General features: G+C 48.3%; 12 protein-coding genes. All 12 read left to right on the top strand.

What is annotated here, in order from left to right; all coding sequences use genetic code 11:
- The first annotated feature begins 35 nt into the window (after positions 1-35).
- The 12 genes from ACI3EW_RS09830 to ACI3EW_RS09775 all read left to right on the top strand — a co-directional run bounded on the left by ACI3EW_RS09830 (position 36) and on the right by ACI3EW_RS09775 (position 14632).
- Complete coding sequence (locus ACI3EW_RS09830; RefSeq protein WP_118529655.1) at positions 36-1805, top strand: acyl-CoA carboxylase subunit beta; 1770 nt, start codon at positions 36-38, stop codon at positions 1803-1805.
- Between the two features lie 124 nt (positions 1806-1929).
- Positions 1930-2721: a (R)-2-hydroxyglutaryl-CoA dehydratase activase HgdC gene (hgdC, locus tag ACI3EW_RS09825; protein WP_118529656.1), complete on the top strand. Its 792-nt coding sequence runs from the start codon at positions 1930-1932 to the stop codon at positions 2719-2721.
- 146 nt (positions 2722-2867) lie between these two features.
- Positions 2868-4310 (top strand): (R)-2-hydroxyglutaryl-CoA dehydratase subunit alpha, encoded by a 1443-nt coding sequence (gene hgdA / locus ACI3EW_RS09820; protein ID WP_118529657.1) that lies wholly within the window; start codon positions 2868-2870, stop codon positions 4308-4310.
- 3 nt (positions 4311-4313) lie between these two features.
- Positions 4314-5465, top strand: a complete 1152-nt coding sequence (hgdB, locus tag ACI3EW_RS09815; RefSeq protein ID WP_118529658.1) for a (R)-2-hydroxyglutaryl-CoA dehydratase subunit beta — start codon at positions 4314-4316, stop codon at positions 5463-5465.
- Positions 5466-6233: 768 nt separating this feature from the next.
- Positions 6234-6674, top strand: coding sequence for an IS200/IS605 family transposase (gene tnpA / locus ACI3EW_RS09810; protein WP_118529659.1), 441 nt, complete (start codon positions 6234-6236; stop codon positions 6672-6674).
- Positions 6637-7755 (top strand): RNA-guided endonuclease TnpB family protein, encoded by a 1119-nt coding sequence (locus ACI3EW_RS09805; protein ID WP_118529660.1) that lies wholly within the window; start codon positions 6637-6639, stop codon positions 7753-7755. The genes tnpA and ACI3EW_RS09805 overlap by 38 nt, the downstream gene beginning before the upstream one ends.
- A 351-nt stretch (positions 7756-8106) precedes the next feature.
- Entirely contained in the window at positions 8107-8454 is a 348-nt protein-coding gene (locus ACI3EW_RS09800; protein WP_118529661.1) for a LysR family transcriptional regulator, read from the top strand.
- On the top strand, positions 8447-9643 hold the full coding sequence (locus ACI3EW_RS09795; RefSeq protein WP_118529662.1) for a M20 family metallopeptidase: 1197 nt from the start codon (positions 8447-8449) through the stop codon (positions 9641-9643). The genes ACI3EW_RS09800 and ACI3EW_RS09795 overlap by 8 nt, the downstream gene beginning before the upstream one ends.
- Positions 9644-9811: 168 nt before the next feature.
- A complete protein-coding gene (locus tag ACI3EW_RS09790) occupies positions 9812-10846 on the top strand; it encodes an ABC transporter substrate-binding protein (RefSeq protein ID WP_118529663.1) in 1035 nt (344 codons plus the stop codon).
- Positions 10843-12570 (top strand): sensor histidine kinase, encoded by a 1728-nt coding sequence (locus tag ACI3EW_RS09785; protein ID WP_118529664.1) that lies wholly within the window; start codon positions 10843-10845, stop codon positions 12568-12570. Before ACI3EW_RS09790 ends, ACI3EW_RS09785 begins: the two co-directional genes overlap by 4 nt.
- Positions 12571-12610: 40 nt before the next feature.
- A complete protein-coding gene (locus tag ACI3EW_RS09780) occupies positions 12611-13459 on the top strand; it encodes a response regulator transcription factor (RefSeq protein ID WP_118529665.1) in 849 nt (282 codons plus the stop codon).
- Positions 13460-13540: 81 nt separating this feature from the next.
- The gene (locus ACI3EW_RS09775) at positions 13541-14632 is read left to right on the top strand and encodes a M42 family metallopeptidase (protein ID WP_015554214.1); all 1092 of its coding nucleotides are present in this window, start codon (positions 13541-13543) and stop codon (positions 14630-14632) included.
- Positions 14633-14683: the final 51 nt, after the last annotated feature.

The following is a 14683-nucleotide window of genomic DNA, read 5'->3' as shown; positions in this document are numbered from 1 at the left end:
ACCGCAGCGATCGCGTATATATAAGGAGGAAGAACATGGGTTACTTTTCCATGCCGAAATATTTCCAGGAAATGCCTACTGTTGGTAAAGAGCTGGTAAATGTAAATGACGAGAACGCAAAAGAGATCAAAGCCGTAGAGGCTGACATCCATGAGTCCATCGAGAAAGCTCTTGCAGCTGGTATCACAACAGAAGAGAAGTTAAACGAGCGCGGACAGCTCTCCGCAATGCAGCGTATCAACGCTCTCATTGATGAGGGAACATGGTGCCCGTTAAACAGCCTTTACAACCCGGAAGGCAACAAGTTCGGTACAACAAACATTCTTAACGGACTTGGCCGTGTAAACGGAAAATGGGTTTACATCATCGCTTCCGATAACAAGAAGATGGCCGGCGCATGGGTACCAGGACAGGCAGACAACCTTCTGCGTGCTTCCGATGCAGCTAAGATGCTCCACCTTCCGCTCGTATATCTGTTAAACTGCTCCGGCGTTGAGTTCCCGAACCAGGATAAGGTTTACCCGAACAGACGCGGCGGCGGTACACCGTTCTTCCGTAACGCTGAGTTAAACCAGCTTGGTGTTCCGGTTATCGTAGGTATCTACGGAACAAACCCGGCAGGCGGCGGATACCACAGCATTTCCCCGACAATCCTTATCGCACACAGCCAGGCAAACATGGCAGTAGGCGGCGCTGGTATTCTTTCCGGTATGAACCCGAAGGGATATATTGACGAAGAGTCTGCTGAGCAGATCATCGCAGCACAGATCGAAAACGGCAAGAAGCACGTTCCGGCTCCGGGTTCCGTTCCGGTTCACTACGACGAGACTGGTTTCTTCCGTGAAGTATATGAGAACGATTACGGCGTAATCGAGGGCATCAAGAAGTACGTTAGCTACCTTCCGGCATACAACCTCGAGTTCTTCCGTGTTGATGATCCGAAGGCACCGGCTCTTCCGGCAGAGGATCTTTACAGCATCATCCCGATGAACCAGAAACGTCCGTACGATATCTACGATGTAATCGGCCGTCTCTTCGACGGCAGTGAGTTCGCTGAGTACAAGAACGGTTACGGCCCGGAGGTTGTAACAGGTCTTGCTAAAGTAAACGGACTTCTCGTTGGTGTTGTAGCAAACGTTCAGGGTCTCCTTATGAACTATCCGGAGTACAAACAGAACTCTGTTGGTATCGGCGGAAAGTTATATCGTCAGGGCCTGATCAAGATGAACGAGTTCGTAACACTTTGCGCTCGTGACAGAATCCCGCTGATCTGGTTACAGGATACAACTGGTATCGATGTAGGTGATGACGCTGAGAAGGCTGAGCTTCTTGGTCTTGGTCAGTCTCTGATCTACTCCATCCAGAACTCCAAGCTTCCGTCCTTAGAGGTTACACTTCGTAAGGCATCCGCAGCTGCTCACTACGTACTTGGCGGACCGCAGGGCAATGATACAAACGTATTCTCCCTTGCAACAGGCGCTTCTGAGTACTATGTAATGCCGGGTGAGACAGCAGCAAACGCTATGTACTCCAGAAAACTTGTTAAGGCTAAGAAGGCCGGCGAGGATCTCCAGCCGATCATCGACAAGATGAACGACATGATCCAGATGTACCACGACAAGTCCCGTCCGAAATACTGCACAATCAAGGGTATGGCTGACGAGATCGTTGATCTTACAGAGATCCGTCCGTACATCCAGGCATTCACAGAGTCTGCTTACCAGAATCCGGAGTCTATCTGCCCGTTCCATCAGATGGTAACACCGCGTGCGATCCGTGAGTGGAACACATTTAAAAAAGCTTGATTCTGACTGAAGGATAGAGTAAAATGATACGTATCCAGGCCAGGGGAGTACTTTCTCTGGCCTGGATATACTGGTATAACAAAGCCAGTTTCATTTTACATTTTCAGTATACCCGGAGGTTATTATGAGTGCAATTTACACCCTGGGAATTGACGTAGGATCCACGGCATCCAAATGCATCATGCTGAAGGATGGCGAGGAGATCGTAGCGAAATCCCTGATCGATGTAGGTGCAGGTACCAGCGGCCCACAGCGCGCGATCGATGCAGTGCTGGAAAACGCAGGTATGAAAAAAGAGGATGTGGCTTTTACCCTGGCAACAGGATACGGTCGTAACTCTTTAATGAATTTTGCAGACAAACAGATGAGTGAGTTATCCTGCCATGCAAGGGGGGCTTACTTCCTGTTCCCTGACGTTCACACTGTCATTGATATCGGCGGTCAGGACGTTAAGGTCCTTCATATTGACAACGGTGCAATGACCAACTTCCAGATGAACGACAAGTGCGCTGCAGGAACCGGAAGATTCCTCGACGTAATGGCAGGCGTTCTTGAAGTAAAGGTCCAGGATCTTGGTCATCTTGATTCCCTCTCCAAAAAGAGAGTCGAGATCAGCTCCACATGTACCGTATTTGCGGAGAGCGAGGTTATCAGCCAGCTGTCGATGGGAACCGACAAATGCGATATTATCGCAGGTATCCACCGCTCCGTGGCTCACCGTGTCACTGGACTCGCACACCGGATCGGAGTGGTTCCGGCACTCGTCATGACTGGCGGTGTCGCACAGAACGACGGTGTTGTCAAAGCTCTTCAGAATGAGCTTGGATGTGAGATCCACAGATCTCCTCTGACACAGTATAACGGTGCGCTTGGTGCAGCCTTATATGCATATCAGGCAGCAAGCCGCCGCGCATAAGACAGTTTGATGTTTATCGTCCATGCAAATCTGCATGGATCGGTGAAACAGAATTAGGTTATGCAATTTTATGGCTGAAAAACAGCTGCGGGATTGTCCCGCAGCCGCGGTCGGTCATGATTGATAAGAAATGGAGGATATTTATTATGGCAAAGCAGGTTAGCCCTGGTGTTCTTGCGCTGCGTAAAGTCGTAGACGACGTTCATAAAGACGCGCGTGAGGCCAAAAAGAGAGGCGAGTTAGTTGGATGGTCTTCTTCCAAATTCCCGTGCGAGCTCGCAGCAGCATTTGATTTAAACGTTATGTACCCGGAGAACCAGGCAGCTGGTATCGCAGCAAACCGTTACGGTGAGCTTATGTGCCAGGCAGCTGAGGATATGGGTTACGATAACGATATCTGCGGTTATGCACGTATCAGCCTTGCATATGCAGCTGGTGTCCGTGTTGCTCGTAAGTTTGACCCGGAGACAGGTGAATACATCATCGATCCGAGCACAGGTAAGCCGTTAAAGGATGCTGACGGTAACGTAGTGATCGACGAGGCAACTGGCAAGCCGAAGAAAGATCCGAAGACTCAGACTCCGTATCTTGAGGTTGTAAACCTTCTTGAGCTTGAAAAACTTCCGGATGGACCGGATAAAGAGCGCCGCATCGCAGCAATCTCCCCGATCCGTCAGATGCAGATCCCGCAGCCGGATTTTGTTCTCTGCTGCAACAACATCTGTAACTGTATGACAAAGTGGTATGAGAACATCGCTCGTATGTGCAACATTCCGCTTATCATGATCGATATTCCGTACAACAACTCTGTTGATGTTGCTGATCAGAATGTTCGCTATGTTCGTGGACAGTTCGACAAGGCAATCAAGCAGTTAGAGGAGCTTACAGGCAAGAAGTTCGACGAGAAGAAGTTCGAGCATGCATGTGAGAACGCAAACCGTACAGCAAAAGCATGGTTAAAAGTCTGTGATTACTTACAGTACAAACCGGCTCCGTACAGTGGTTTCGACCTGTTCAACCATATGGCTGACGTCGTAACTGCACGTGCAAGAGTTGAGGCTGCTGAGGCATTTGAGCAGTTAGAAAAAGACCTTGACGAGACGATCGCTAAGGGCGAGACAACAACTCCGTTCCCGGAGAAATACCGTGTAATGTTCGAGGGTATTCCGTGCTGGCCGAAGCTTCCGGCACTGTTCAAACCGTTAAAGGCTAACGGCGTCAACGTAACAGCAGTTGTATACGCACCGGCATTCGGTTTCGTATATAATGGTCTGGATGAGATGGCACGTGCTTACTACAAAGCACCGAACTCTGTATGTATCGAGCAGGGTGTTGCATGGCGTGAAGGCATCTGCCGCGACAACAAGGTAGATGGCGTTCTCGTTCACTACAACAGAAGCTGTAAGCCGTGGTCCGGTTACATGGCTGAGATGCAGCGTCGCTTCACTAAGGATCTTGGCATCCCGTGCGCAGGATTCGATGGTGACCAGGCTGACCCGCGTAACTTCAATGCCGCTCAGTACGAGACTAGAGTACAGGGTCTTGTTGAGGCTATGGAAGCAAACATCCAGGCAAAGGAGGCTAAATAGACCATGAGTATCAACGCATTATTTGACGAATTTAAAGTAAAAGCTGCAACTCCGAAACAGCAGCTTGCTGAATATAAAGCACAGGGCAAGAAGGTCATCGGCGTTCTCCCGTACTACGCTCCGGAAGAGCTTGTATATGCTGCAGGCATGGTTCCGATGGGAATCTGGGGCTCCAACAACAAGACAATCAGCCGTGCAAAAGAGTACTGTGCAACCTTCTACTGCACAATCGCTCAGCTCGCACTTGAGATGCTTCTTGACGGAACTATGGATCAGTTAGACGGAATCATCACACCAACAATCTGTGATACATTACGTCCGATGAGCCAGAACTTCCGTGTTGCTATGGGCGACAAGATGAAAGTTATCTTCCTTGCTCATCCGCAGAACCGTTTCGAAGAGTTCGGACTTAAGTTCTGTGAGGAGGAGTACGCAAACGTTAAGGCTGACCTCGAGGAAGTATGTGGCCACGAGATCACCAACGATGCGATCCTTGACGCAATCAAGGTTTACAACAAGAGCCGTGCAGCCCGCCGTGAGTTCGTAAAACTCGCTAACGAGCACTGTGACGTTGTAACTCCTACAAAGCGTTCCGCAGTATTAAAGGCATTCTTCTTCATGGAGAAACCGGAATACACAGCGAAACTCGAAGAGTTAAACAAAGAGCTCGCAGCTCTTCCGGTATGTGACTGGAAGGGAACAAAGGTTGTTACATCCGGTATCATCGTTGACAACCCGAAGCTTCTTGAGATCTTCGAGAACAACAACATCGCGATTGCAGCTGATGATGTTGCTCATGAGAGCCGTTCCTTCCGTACAGACGTTCCGGAGGACGAGCAGGATGCTCTTAGAGCTCTTGCAAAACAGTTTGCAAACATGGACTACGATGTCCTTCTTTACGATCCGCAGTCTTCCAAGAACCGCCGTGGTGAGTTCGTAGCTGACATGGTTAAGAAGAGCGGCGCTCAGGGTCTTGTACTCTTCATGCAGCAGTTCTGCGATCCGGAGGAGATGGAGTATCCGTACCTCAAGAAAGCTCTCGACAACGCAGGTATCCCGCACATCAAGCTTGGTGTTGACCAGCAGATGAGAGACTTCGGACAGGCTGCAACTGCTATCGAGGCATTTGCGGATGTTCTTGAGATGAGAAAGTAAATAATTCATAATAAATAGGGGCAGGCGTTCCTGTTTCTTAGTGTTCACGCGGAGTCAGGCGAAAAACCGCCGTACCGAACATGATTTCCTTTTGGGGAGATCGTGGAGGTGCGGCGGTTTTTTCTGCTTTATGGGATGCTGTGTCATAGTGGCTCCGGGTACGCGCAGGACCGTCTCCTGCCCCGGATGCTGGTGGATTCCAGGGGCGGTTCCTCTAAGCTCCCGAAAGAATGCTAAGGGCGGAGAACAGGGGACACAACTCGCCTGTGGCTCAAACAAGTGACCCCTGTCATCCAACGCATTCTCCCGGAAGCCAAGAGGAAGCCATGCCCCTGAAATCAGACACCCGTGTCCGGAGATGGTCCTGTGCTGAGGGGCTCGGTGATAGGGAAAAGAGAAAAAGAGGTTCCATGTTGGGGGGATAGAGGAAGGTTAGCCTGCAGATATAAATTTAACAACACTTTGCAAGAATTCTCCCATCCTCTCTAGGTGGTGAGATGAATTGCCTTTTGGGAAAATCATGCAATATCTGGCATCTTAAAACTCAACTTAAATGAAAAACTAAATTCGTCCGCATGCCCTCAAGACATATGGAATTAACTCTTGCATTCTGGAATTTAGTATTGCATTTAACTATCTTAAAACTCACATATCTGTGCACATAAATGAAAACAAACGCAGAAGAACAAATGTTCTAAAACACATAGACAAACAAGTGTTCCTGTGTTATGATATAATCAGTCGGAAGTAAAAGGAAAGGCTGATTTTATGAGAAAATTGGACAGTAATGCGCATTCAGTATTTCTACTCTGTTATCATTTGATTCTGGTTATAAAATACCGAAAAAAGATACTGACGGATCCTGTTTCTGATCGGGCTCGGGAGATTTTTGAATATATCGCTCCGAAGTATCATATTACGTTAGAGGAATGGAATCATGATCGGGATCATGTTCATATCATGTTTCGGGCCCATCCAAAATCGGAACTCAGCAAATTTATTAATGCGTATAAAAGCGCAAGCAGCCGATTGATTAAAAAAGAGTATCCGGAGATTCGGCAGAAGCTTTGGAAAGAAATGTTCTGGAGCCAGAGTTTTTGTCTGTTAAGTGCTGGTGGTGCACCCATTGAGGTTATCCGCCAGTACATAGAAACACAGGGAGAAAATAAGAGTGAACATCGTGTACCGTTTTCGGATCTACCCGAATAAATCTCAAAAAGAACTATTTGCAAGGACATTTGGCTGTGTGCGTTTCGTGTATAACCGGATGCTGGCAGAGAAGAAAGAATATTATGAGAAAACCGGAAAAATATTAAAGGTTACGCCTGCAAAATATAAGGCAGAGTTTCCGTGGCTGAAGGAGGTAGACAGCCTGGCATTGTGTAATGCACAGCTGCATCTGCAGACAGCCTACAGGAACTTCTTTCGAGATTCTTCGGTTGGTTTCCCGAAGTTCAAGTCAAAAAAGAATCCGGTAAGAAGTTATACGACAAACTGCGTAAATGGAAATATTACTTTGCAGAATACGAAACTGAAACTTCCGAAAGCAGGTTGGATCCGCATAAAACAGCATCGGAGCATCGATGATCGTTACATATTGAAGGGTGCCACCGTCAGCCAGGAAGCAGATGACAAGTATTATGTATCATTACTGTATGCGGCAGAAGAAGCGGAACATGAAATCAGGCCAGTAAAAACCGCAATCGGACTTGATTTTTCCATGAGCGAATTGTATGTAGATTCCCATGGAGCTCATGCAGATTATCCCCACTTTTTCCGAAAATCCCAGGAAAAACTTGCAAGGGAGCAGCGCAGGCTGAGTCATTGCGAAAAGGGGAGCAGCCGTTACATGAAGCAGAAAAAGAAAATAGCCAGACTCCATGCTCATATCGCACGTCAGCGGAAAGATTATCTACACAAGGAATCCAGAAAGATAACCAATTTTTACGATCTTGTGTGCATAGAATCTTTGAACATGAAAGAAATGAGCCAGGATTCAAGGTTCGGAACGAGTGTTCATGATAATGGATGGGGAATGTTTACTGAGTTTCTTTCCTACAAATTAGCACGTGCCGGTAAGAAACTGGTTCGTATTGATAAGTGGTATCCCAGTTCAAAAATCTGCAGCTGTTGCGGAAAACTCAAAAAGGAGTTGAAACTGGAAGACCGTATCTATAGATGCACCTGCGGAAATCAGATGAACCGTGATGAGAATGCAGCTATCAATATTTGCAGGGAAGGATTGAGAATATCGGGAGTTGAACTTGATACAGAAAGAAAAATTTCCTGATTTTCCCAAAAAACGTAGATTTTGTTCGGGACTGCGTAGATACGAAACAGTCCCGCTCATAATAACAGAACCGTGGGACACACGGGGATAGCTCGCCTATGCTTTGCCTAATAGGGCAATCGAACGAGAAGTCCCCACTTCAAGCGTTAGCTAAGTGGAGAGAGTATGTCACGTAAAGAACACTATCGGAAAATACTAAAATGTGGTATATTAGTTTGTAAAGATAATTACCGCGGCATAATATATGATTCTGAGAAAAAGGAACATTAATGCAAAATAAATGGAAAATTCAGAGAAAATAGTGTGTACAACTGTACAGATAAACATAAGTTTTAGCAGGGAGATGGAATCATGGGAAACACAAACTGGAATTACGTTATTGCTGCTGTGGAAGAGATGAATTTTGCAAAGGCCGCAAAGCGACTGTATATTTCGCAGCAATCATTGAGTAATTATATTGCAAAATTGGAAAAACAGTTTGGAATAGAGTTTTTTAACAGAAAGAATACGCTTACCCTGACAGCTGCAGGGGAAAGCCTGTACCGATATGCAAAATTTATCAAGATGGCGGTAGGAGAGTATGCGTCAGCACACAATGAGCATTTTATGGTGGATGAGCATTGGATCCAGTTGATGACAAGAGTGATGTGTATGGCAGCAGTAGCATTCCAGAATGAAAGCAGGGAAATACATGAATAATAAAAAAGAACGTATTGCAGATGTGATCGATCGCAGCAGGGATGAATTGTTTGAATTGTCAAAGAAGATCCATGATCATCCGGAACTTGGTTTTGAAGAGTTTCAGGCGGTGGAGGCAATTTCTTCGGTTCTGGAGCGTCACGGATTTCAGGTGCAAAAGGGGTATGGAGGTCTTCAGACTGCCTTTCGCGCAGATAAAGCGGGAAAAGGGAAGGGACCGAATGTTGCATTTCTGGCGGAATATGACGCACTCAGAGGCATTGGTCATGGCTGTGGTCATAATCTGATTGCCACCTGTTCGACGGGGGCATTTTTAGGACTTGCCTCCATGATGGCGGAATTAAACGGAAATGTTTGCCTGATCGGAACTCCGGCGGAGGAAGGAGGAGCTGGAAAGGTAAAACTTCTCAGAAATGGAGCATTTGACGATGTAGACTTCGCTTTGATGATGCATCCGTCATCCGGAGGAGCGAATCTGGTTGGCAGAGGCGGCAGGGCAGCATGTACGCTGACAATTAGTTTTACGGGAAAAGGAGCGCATTCCTCCGTGCCGAAGAATGGAATCAATGCGTTAAGTGCTGTTCTTCATGTGTTCCAGCAGATTGATCTTCTACGTCCGACATTCGATCCTCAGGACAATATCAATGGAATTATTACAAACGGTGGCAGCGCTGCAAATGTGATTCCTGCGCAGGCAGAATGCGAGTTCTGTGTCCGGGCGGATACGATGAAGAGGACGGAAGAACTGATTGAAATTTTGAAACGCTGTGTAGAAAATGCAGAAAAACTGACAGGAGCAAAGGCTTTGATCAATTTGGGCGATATCTATGCAGAACGATATCCAAATCAGCCGATGTGTCAGGCATTCAAGGATAATATGGAATTGATAGGAGTTCACATGGAATGGCCGGATCCGAAAAAGCAATACGGTTCTTCGGATATCGGAAATGTATCCATCAAAATTCCGGCGATTCATGATTATCTGTCCATCACAGATGACAAAACAATTCAGGGTCATACGATAGAGTATGCAAATGCGGCAGGAAGCTTAGAGGCGCAGGAAATCTGCTTAAAAGGCGCAAAAGGACTTGCCATGACTGGATATGATATTTTGGTGGATCCTGATTTTCAGAAAAATATCCGCACATATCACGAAAAACAAATCCCCAATTTTTATAAAGAAAAATAATTTGGAGAATGTATTGGCACTGTTGTTTCTTTTTATAGAGCAACAGTGCTATTTTTTGTGGCTTTTGTATAAGAAATATGATAAAATGGAAAAAAAGAGTGAATAGTAGAACTGAATATGAAAGGGATAAACAAAATTTGATCGAAATCAAAAGGGGGATTTCGGGGAGTGAAGGGAAAGAGAAACGTATGGGCGTTGTTCCTTGGAATTGCAGTTGCGGCGATGAGTGCGGCGGGCTGTAGCACAGGGGAGAGCAGCGGTCAGGGACCGGAGAAAGTGAGTGCGGAGAAGAGACTTACGGTGTATACTTCTCACAAGCAGGAGGTCTATGCGCCGATTATAAAGGAGTTTGAGGAGCGGACCGGAATCTGGGTAGAAGTGGTTCCCGGGGGAACGACGGAGCTTCTGGAGCGGATCAGGGAAGAGGGGGAAAAGGGATCCTGTGACGTGATGTTTGGCGGAGGTGTGGAGAGCTATGAGGTCTTTAAGGACTGCTTCGTGTCATACGAGAGTACCCAGAGCGATCATATCGAGAGTATATACCGGACTGAGGATCATGTCTGGACTCCGTTTACGGAGCTTCCCATTGTTCTGATCTACAACAATAAGCTGGTGGACGCGGCTTCCGCCCCGCGGGGATTTGAGGATCTGTTTGACGGGAACTGGGACGGAAAGGTGTCCTTTGCGGATCCGGGAAGATCCGGCAGCAGCTGCACGATGTTGGAAACGATGATTCAGGTCCTGCCGATGCGTGAAAATGAGGTCCTGGAACAGTTTGCCAGAGTGCTCGGCCGCCGGATGGCGGCGGGGTCAGGCGCCGTGCTCGATGAGGTGTCAGAGGGAACATATCTGGTTGGTCTGACTTTGGAGGAAACTGCGAAAAAGTATATCGACCGCGGCGCGGCGATCTCGATCGTCTATCCACGGGAGGGAACTAGCGCGGTGGCAGACGGATGCGCGGTGATCAAGGGTGCGGAGCATGAAGAAAACGCGAAGCTTTTTGTGGATTTTATCGTGAGTCCTGATGTCCAGAGACTGGCTGTCGAGAAGCTTTACAGACGGACGGTCCGCGATGATATTACCCCGGATCAGAAGGAAGAGGGCTCGATCATGGACTTCGATCTTGGATGGGCGGTGAAAAACCAGAAATCCATTTTGGAAACATGGGCGGCGCTCATGGCAGGAAACGGAGGTGGATCATGAAGAACTTTATCCAGAGATCTTTCCGGCGTGAGCTTCTTGTGAGTTTTCTCGCTGTGTCTGTTCTTCCACTGATCGTGTGCTGTGTGTTTCTGATTCAGATGTTTAAGGTGAAGGTCGGAAGAGATTTTGAGAAAAAGGATATGGAGCTTGCCGGTGCGGTAGAGCAGCAGCTGATGACGCTGTTTGACGCTTACCATGACGCGGCGGAGGAACTGTGTACGGATCCGCTGGTCGCCGAGGCGCTGGAAAAGGAGAGCTTTGGAAAGAAAAATGAAGTGTACCGCAGCCTGTACGGGGCGACCGCTGCATGCCGTGAGATGGCGGGATTTCATCTCTACAATGCGGACGGCTCCTGCCTGTATTCTACGGGAAACCGTACCTACGGACAGATGCTGCCGGTATACTGGGGGATCCTGAGAGAGGCTCATGCCCATCCGAATGACCTGATCATCCGGAGTGATCTGGAGATTGGCGGTGATGAGGTCCTGCGGTTTGCCAGAGCGGTGACCGGAAATTCAGAGGAATGTTCCGGATATTTTGTGGTCACAATGACGGCGGAGCATTTCGCAAAGGCGCTCTCCGGCACATACAGCGGTCAGGATGGAATCTGTATTCTTAATGGATTCCTGGAGACCGTGTACAGCGTAGGCACGGCATCGGGGGAGACGGTCGGAGATGTTCTGAGAAGCCGTTTTCTACAGGGAGAATCTCTGACGGAGGTTTGGAACAACAATAGTATTTACGTTTCAAAGCTGGGTAACACAGGACTTTACAGTGTCCTGATCCGTCCCCATGTTTTTACGAGTGATACCACGAGATCCATGTATACAGTTCTTCTTTTCATGGCCACGGGAAGCTTTCTTTTAAGTGTTGGTGTCGCGATCGGGATCAGCTCTTTTCTCTCCAAGCCGATCCATGTGCTTCATGATGCCATGGATGAGGTTCAGGAGGGAAATCTGGATACCCATGTGGACATGGAACGTCAGGACGAGTTTGGGGAGCTGGCGGAAAATTTTAATATCATGACAAAGAGGATCTCATCCTACATGGAGGAGCGTGTGCGGCGTGAAAAGGAGCTGAACGAGACCCAGATCGCCATGATGCAGTCCCAGTTAAACCCGCATTTTCTCTACAATACCCTTGATACGATGAAGTGGGTAGCGAAGGCGAACCATATTCCAGAGATCGCGACGCTGGCGGCAAAGCTTGCGAAGATCTTAAGGACCAGCATCTCAAGCGCCCAGTTTATCACGCTGCGGGAAGAGATGACATTGGTGGAAAGCTATGCAAAGATCCAGAAGATCCGGTTTAACGGAAAGTTTGATTTCTGCTATGAGATCGCTCCTGAGACGGAGGAGATCCTGGTTCCAAAGCTCATCGTTCAGCCCATCGTGGAGAATGCGGTGATTCATGGGCTGGCGGATGCGGATGAGGGACATATTTTTGTCAGGGCGTATCTGGAAAGGAAGGAGCTTGTGATCGAGGTTTCAGATGACGGATGCGGGATCAGTGATGAAGTGATCCGACGGCTCGGAAACCGGGACAAGGAACAGAAGAATGGCCACATCGGCTTTTACAATGTGGATACGATCATCCGGCTTCATTATGGAAAAGACTACGGTCTCAGGGCAGAGCGACTGGCTGCAGGCGGAACAAAGGTAACGATAAGAATACCGGTGAATGGCTATGGACAGCCGGATCCCGGTATGGAAAACAGATCCTGATGACCAATAGGGAAAGGAAATAAGGAAGGGGGGAGCTGTTATGATAAAGGTGATCGTTGTAGATGACGAGCGGTTCGTCCGGATGGGAATTGTCGGCGAGACGGACTGGGCCTCGCTGGGATGCGAGGTCGTCGGTGAGGCGGAAAACGGGTTGGACGCGCTGGAACTGGTCCATGAAAAGAATCCGGACCTGATGATCTGCGATATCCGGATGCCTAAGATGAACGGTCTTGAGATGTTAAAGAAGCTTCGGGAAGAGAAAAATCCGGTACAGGTGATCTTTCTGACCGCGTACAGCGAGTTTTCCTACGCCAGAGAGGCGTTGAAGCTTTATGCATTTGATTATCTGTTAAAGCCTTTCGAGGACGGAGAGCTGGAGAGCGCGATCCTCAGGGCGAAAGAGCGGATCGAGACAGATCGGGGGAAGCAAAGAGATACCGGTCTGAACAGATCTGTCCCGGATAAGGCACCGGTAAAGGGGCAATATCCGGACGCTTTGGAAGGTGACGGACCGGAGACCAATGCCACGATGATCCGGCTCTGCCTTCCATTCGATGAGAATACCGCGGGACTTACCGGATACGTCCGGGACGCGGTGCTTTATATGGCATCTCATTACGGGGAAAGTACGATCAATGTGGCGAAGATCGCAGGTGCGGTGGGGATCAGCGAAGGCCACCTGAGCCACTGCTTCAAGAAAGAGACGGGATATACGGTGATGGGGTGGCTCACGCGGTATCGGATGAAAAAGGCAGTGGAATTGCTTTTGGATCACCGGAACAAGGTGTACGAGGTGGCAGAAAAAGTCGGATATAAAGATATTGCGTATTTTTCTAACACATTTAAAAAAATTGTGGGCGTTGCTCCATCGGAGATACAGGAAAAATAATCGGAATCCTGAAAAAGCAAGTCGGTGGAGTCTGCCAATGGAAAAGGTAAGAATTAAAATAAAAATACAGGAGGAATCAGTATGAATGTAAAGATGTTTGGGGAGATCTGTGATGCGTTTGGACCGAGTGGTTTTGAGGAGGATGTAATCCGCACGGTTGCAAAGTACTGTAAAGGACTGGAGCTGGAAAATGACGCGATGAATAACCTTTATGCGCGTATGCCGGGTGAGGATCCGGAGAAACCGGTTGTGATGCTGGATGCCCATACGGATGAGTGTGGATTTATGGTACAGAGCATCAGAGAAAACGGAAGCCTGGAGATCCTCATGCTCGGTGGAGTGATCCTCACGAACCTTCCGGCACACACAGTGATGATCCGGACCAGAAGTGGGAAACTTGTGCGGGGAATTATTTCGTCCAAGCCGATCCATTTTATGAATGAGGCAGAGCGGGCTTCTCAGTCGCTGAGTATTGAGACACTGAGCGTGGATGTCGGCGCAGTGAGCAGGAAAGAAGTGACAGAAGTATTCGGTATTTCCATTGGAGATCCGGCAGTCCCGGAAGTTTCATTTTCCTACGATGAGGAACGTGACCTCTGCTTTGGAAAAGCGTTTGATAACCGTGCAGGCTGTGCATGCATTATTGACACCATGACCCGTCTGTGCGGGGAGAAAGATCAGCTGGCGGTACGGGTGACCGGAGCGTTTGCGGCTCAGGAGGAAGTTGGAACAAGAGGTGCCACAGTCACATCCCAGATTGTCCGTCCAGACCTGGCGATTGTCTTTGAGGGCTCCCCGTCGGATGATTTCTATTTCAGTGCAGCCCAGACTCAGGGGCATATGCGGGGCGGTGTCCAGATCCGCAGGATGGATAAGAGCTATATTTCAAATCCGGTGTTTATCGAGTATGCGGAGGAGCTTGCGAAGAAATTCGGAATCCCATTTCAGGAGACGGTCCGCCGCGGCGGAAGTACGAACGCGGGAAAGATCAGCCTGACAGCAAAGGCAGTTCCGGTCCTGGTTCTCGGCGTCCCGAGCCGGTATGTTCATACCCATTATAATTTCTGTGCGAAATCTGATCTTGAAGCGGCAGCAGATCTTGCTGTGGAAGTGATCCGGGGACTTGACGCGGAAAAGATTCGGCATATCTGCAGACAGGATATTTTAAAATAAGAAGATCCCAGAGACCTGAAAGCGGCAGTGTCCCTCAGACGGGTGAAGACA

Origin of the sequence: Pilosibacter rotomagensis (genome assembly GCF_045062245.2) — a bacterium.
Classification (GTDB): Bacteria; Bacillota; Clostridia; order Lachnospirales; family Lachnospiraceae; genus Pilosibacter.
Note: the sequence above shows the minus strand (reverse complement) of the source record. Positions and strands in the feature narration are given on the sequence as shown.

Coding starts and splice junctions, on each gene's coding strand:
- ACI3EW_RS09830 (WP_118529655.1), top strand. CDS start 36: ATGGGTTACTTTTCCATGCCGAAATATTTCCAGGAAATGCCTACTGTT.
- hgdC (WP_118529656.1), top strand. CDS start 1,930: ATGAGTGCAATTTACACCCTGGGAATTGACGTAGGATCCACGGCATCC.
- hgdA (WP_118529657.1), top strand. CDS start 2,868: ATGGCAAAGCAGGTTAGCCCTGGTGTTCTTGCGCTGCGTAAAGTCGTA.
- hgdB (WP_118529658.1), top strand. CDS start 4,314: ATGAGTATCAACGCATTATTTGACGAATTTAAAGTAAAAGCTGCAACT.
- tnpA (WP_118529659.1), top strand. CDS start 6,234: ATGAGAAAATTGGACAGTAATGCGCATTCAGTATTTCTACTCTGTTAT.
- ACI3EW_RS09800 (WP_118529661.1), top strand. CDS start 8,107: ATGGGAAACACAAACTGGAATTACGTTATTGCTGCTGTGGAAGAGATG.
- ACI3EW_RS09795 (WP_118529662.1), top strand. CDS start 8,447: ATGAATAATAAAAAAGAACGTATTGCAGATGTGATCGATCGCAGCAGG.
- ACI3EW_RS09785 (WP_118529664.1), top strand. CDS start 10,843: ATGAAGAACTTTATCCAGAGATCTTTCCGGCGTGAGCTTCTTGTGAGT.
- ACI3EW_RS09780 (WP_118529665.1), top strand. CDS start 12,611: ATGATAAAGGTGATCGTTGTAGATGACGAGCGGTTCGTCCGGATGGGA.
- ACI3EW_RS09775 (WP_015554214.1), top strand. CDS start 13,541: ATGAATGTAAAGATGTTTGGGGAGATCTGTGATGCGTTTGGACCGAGT.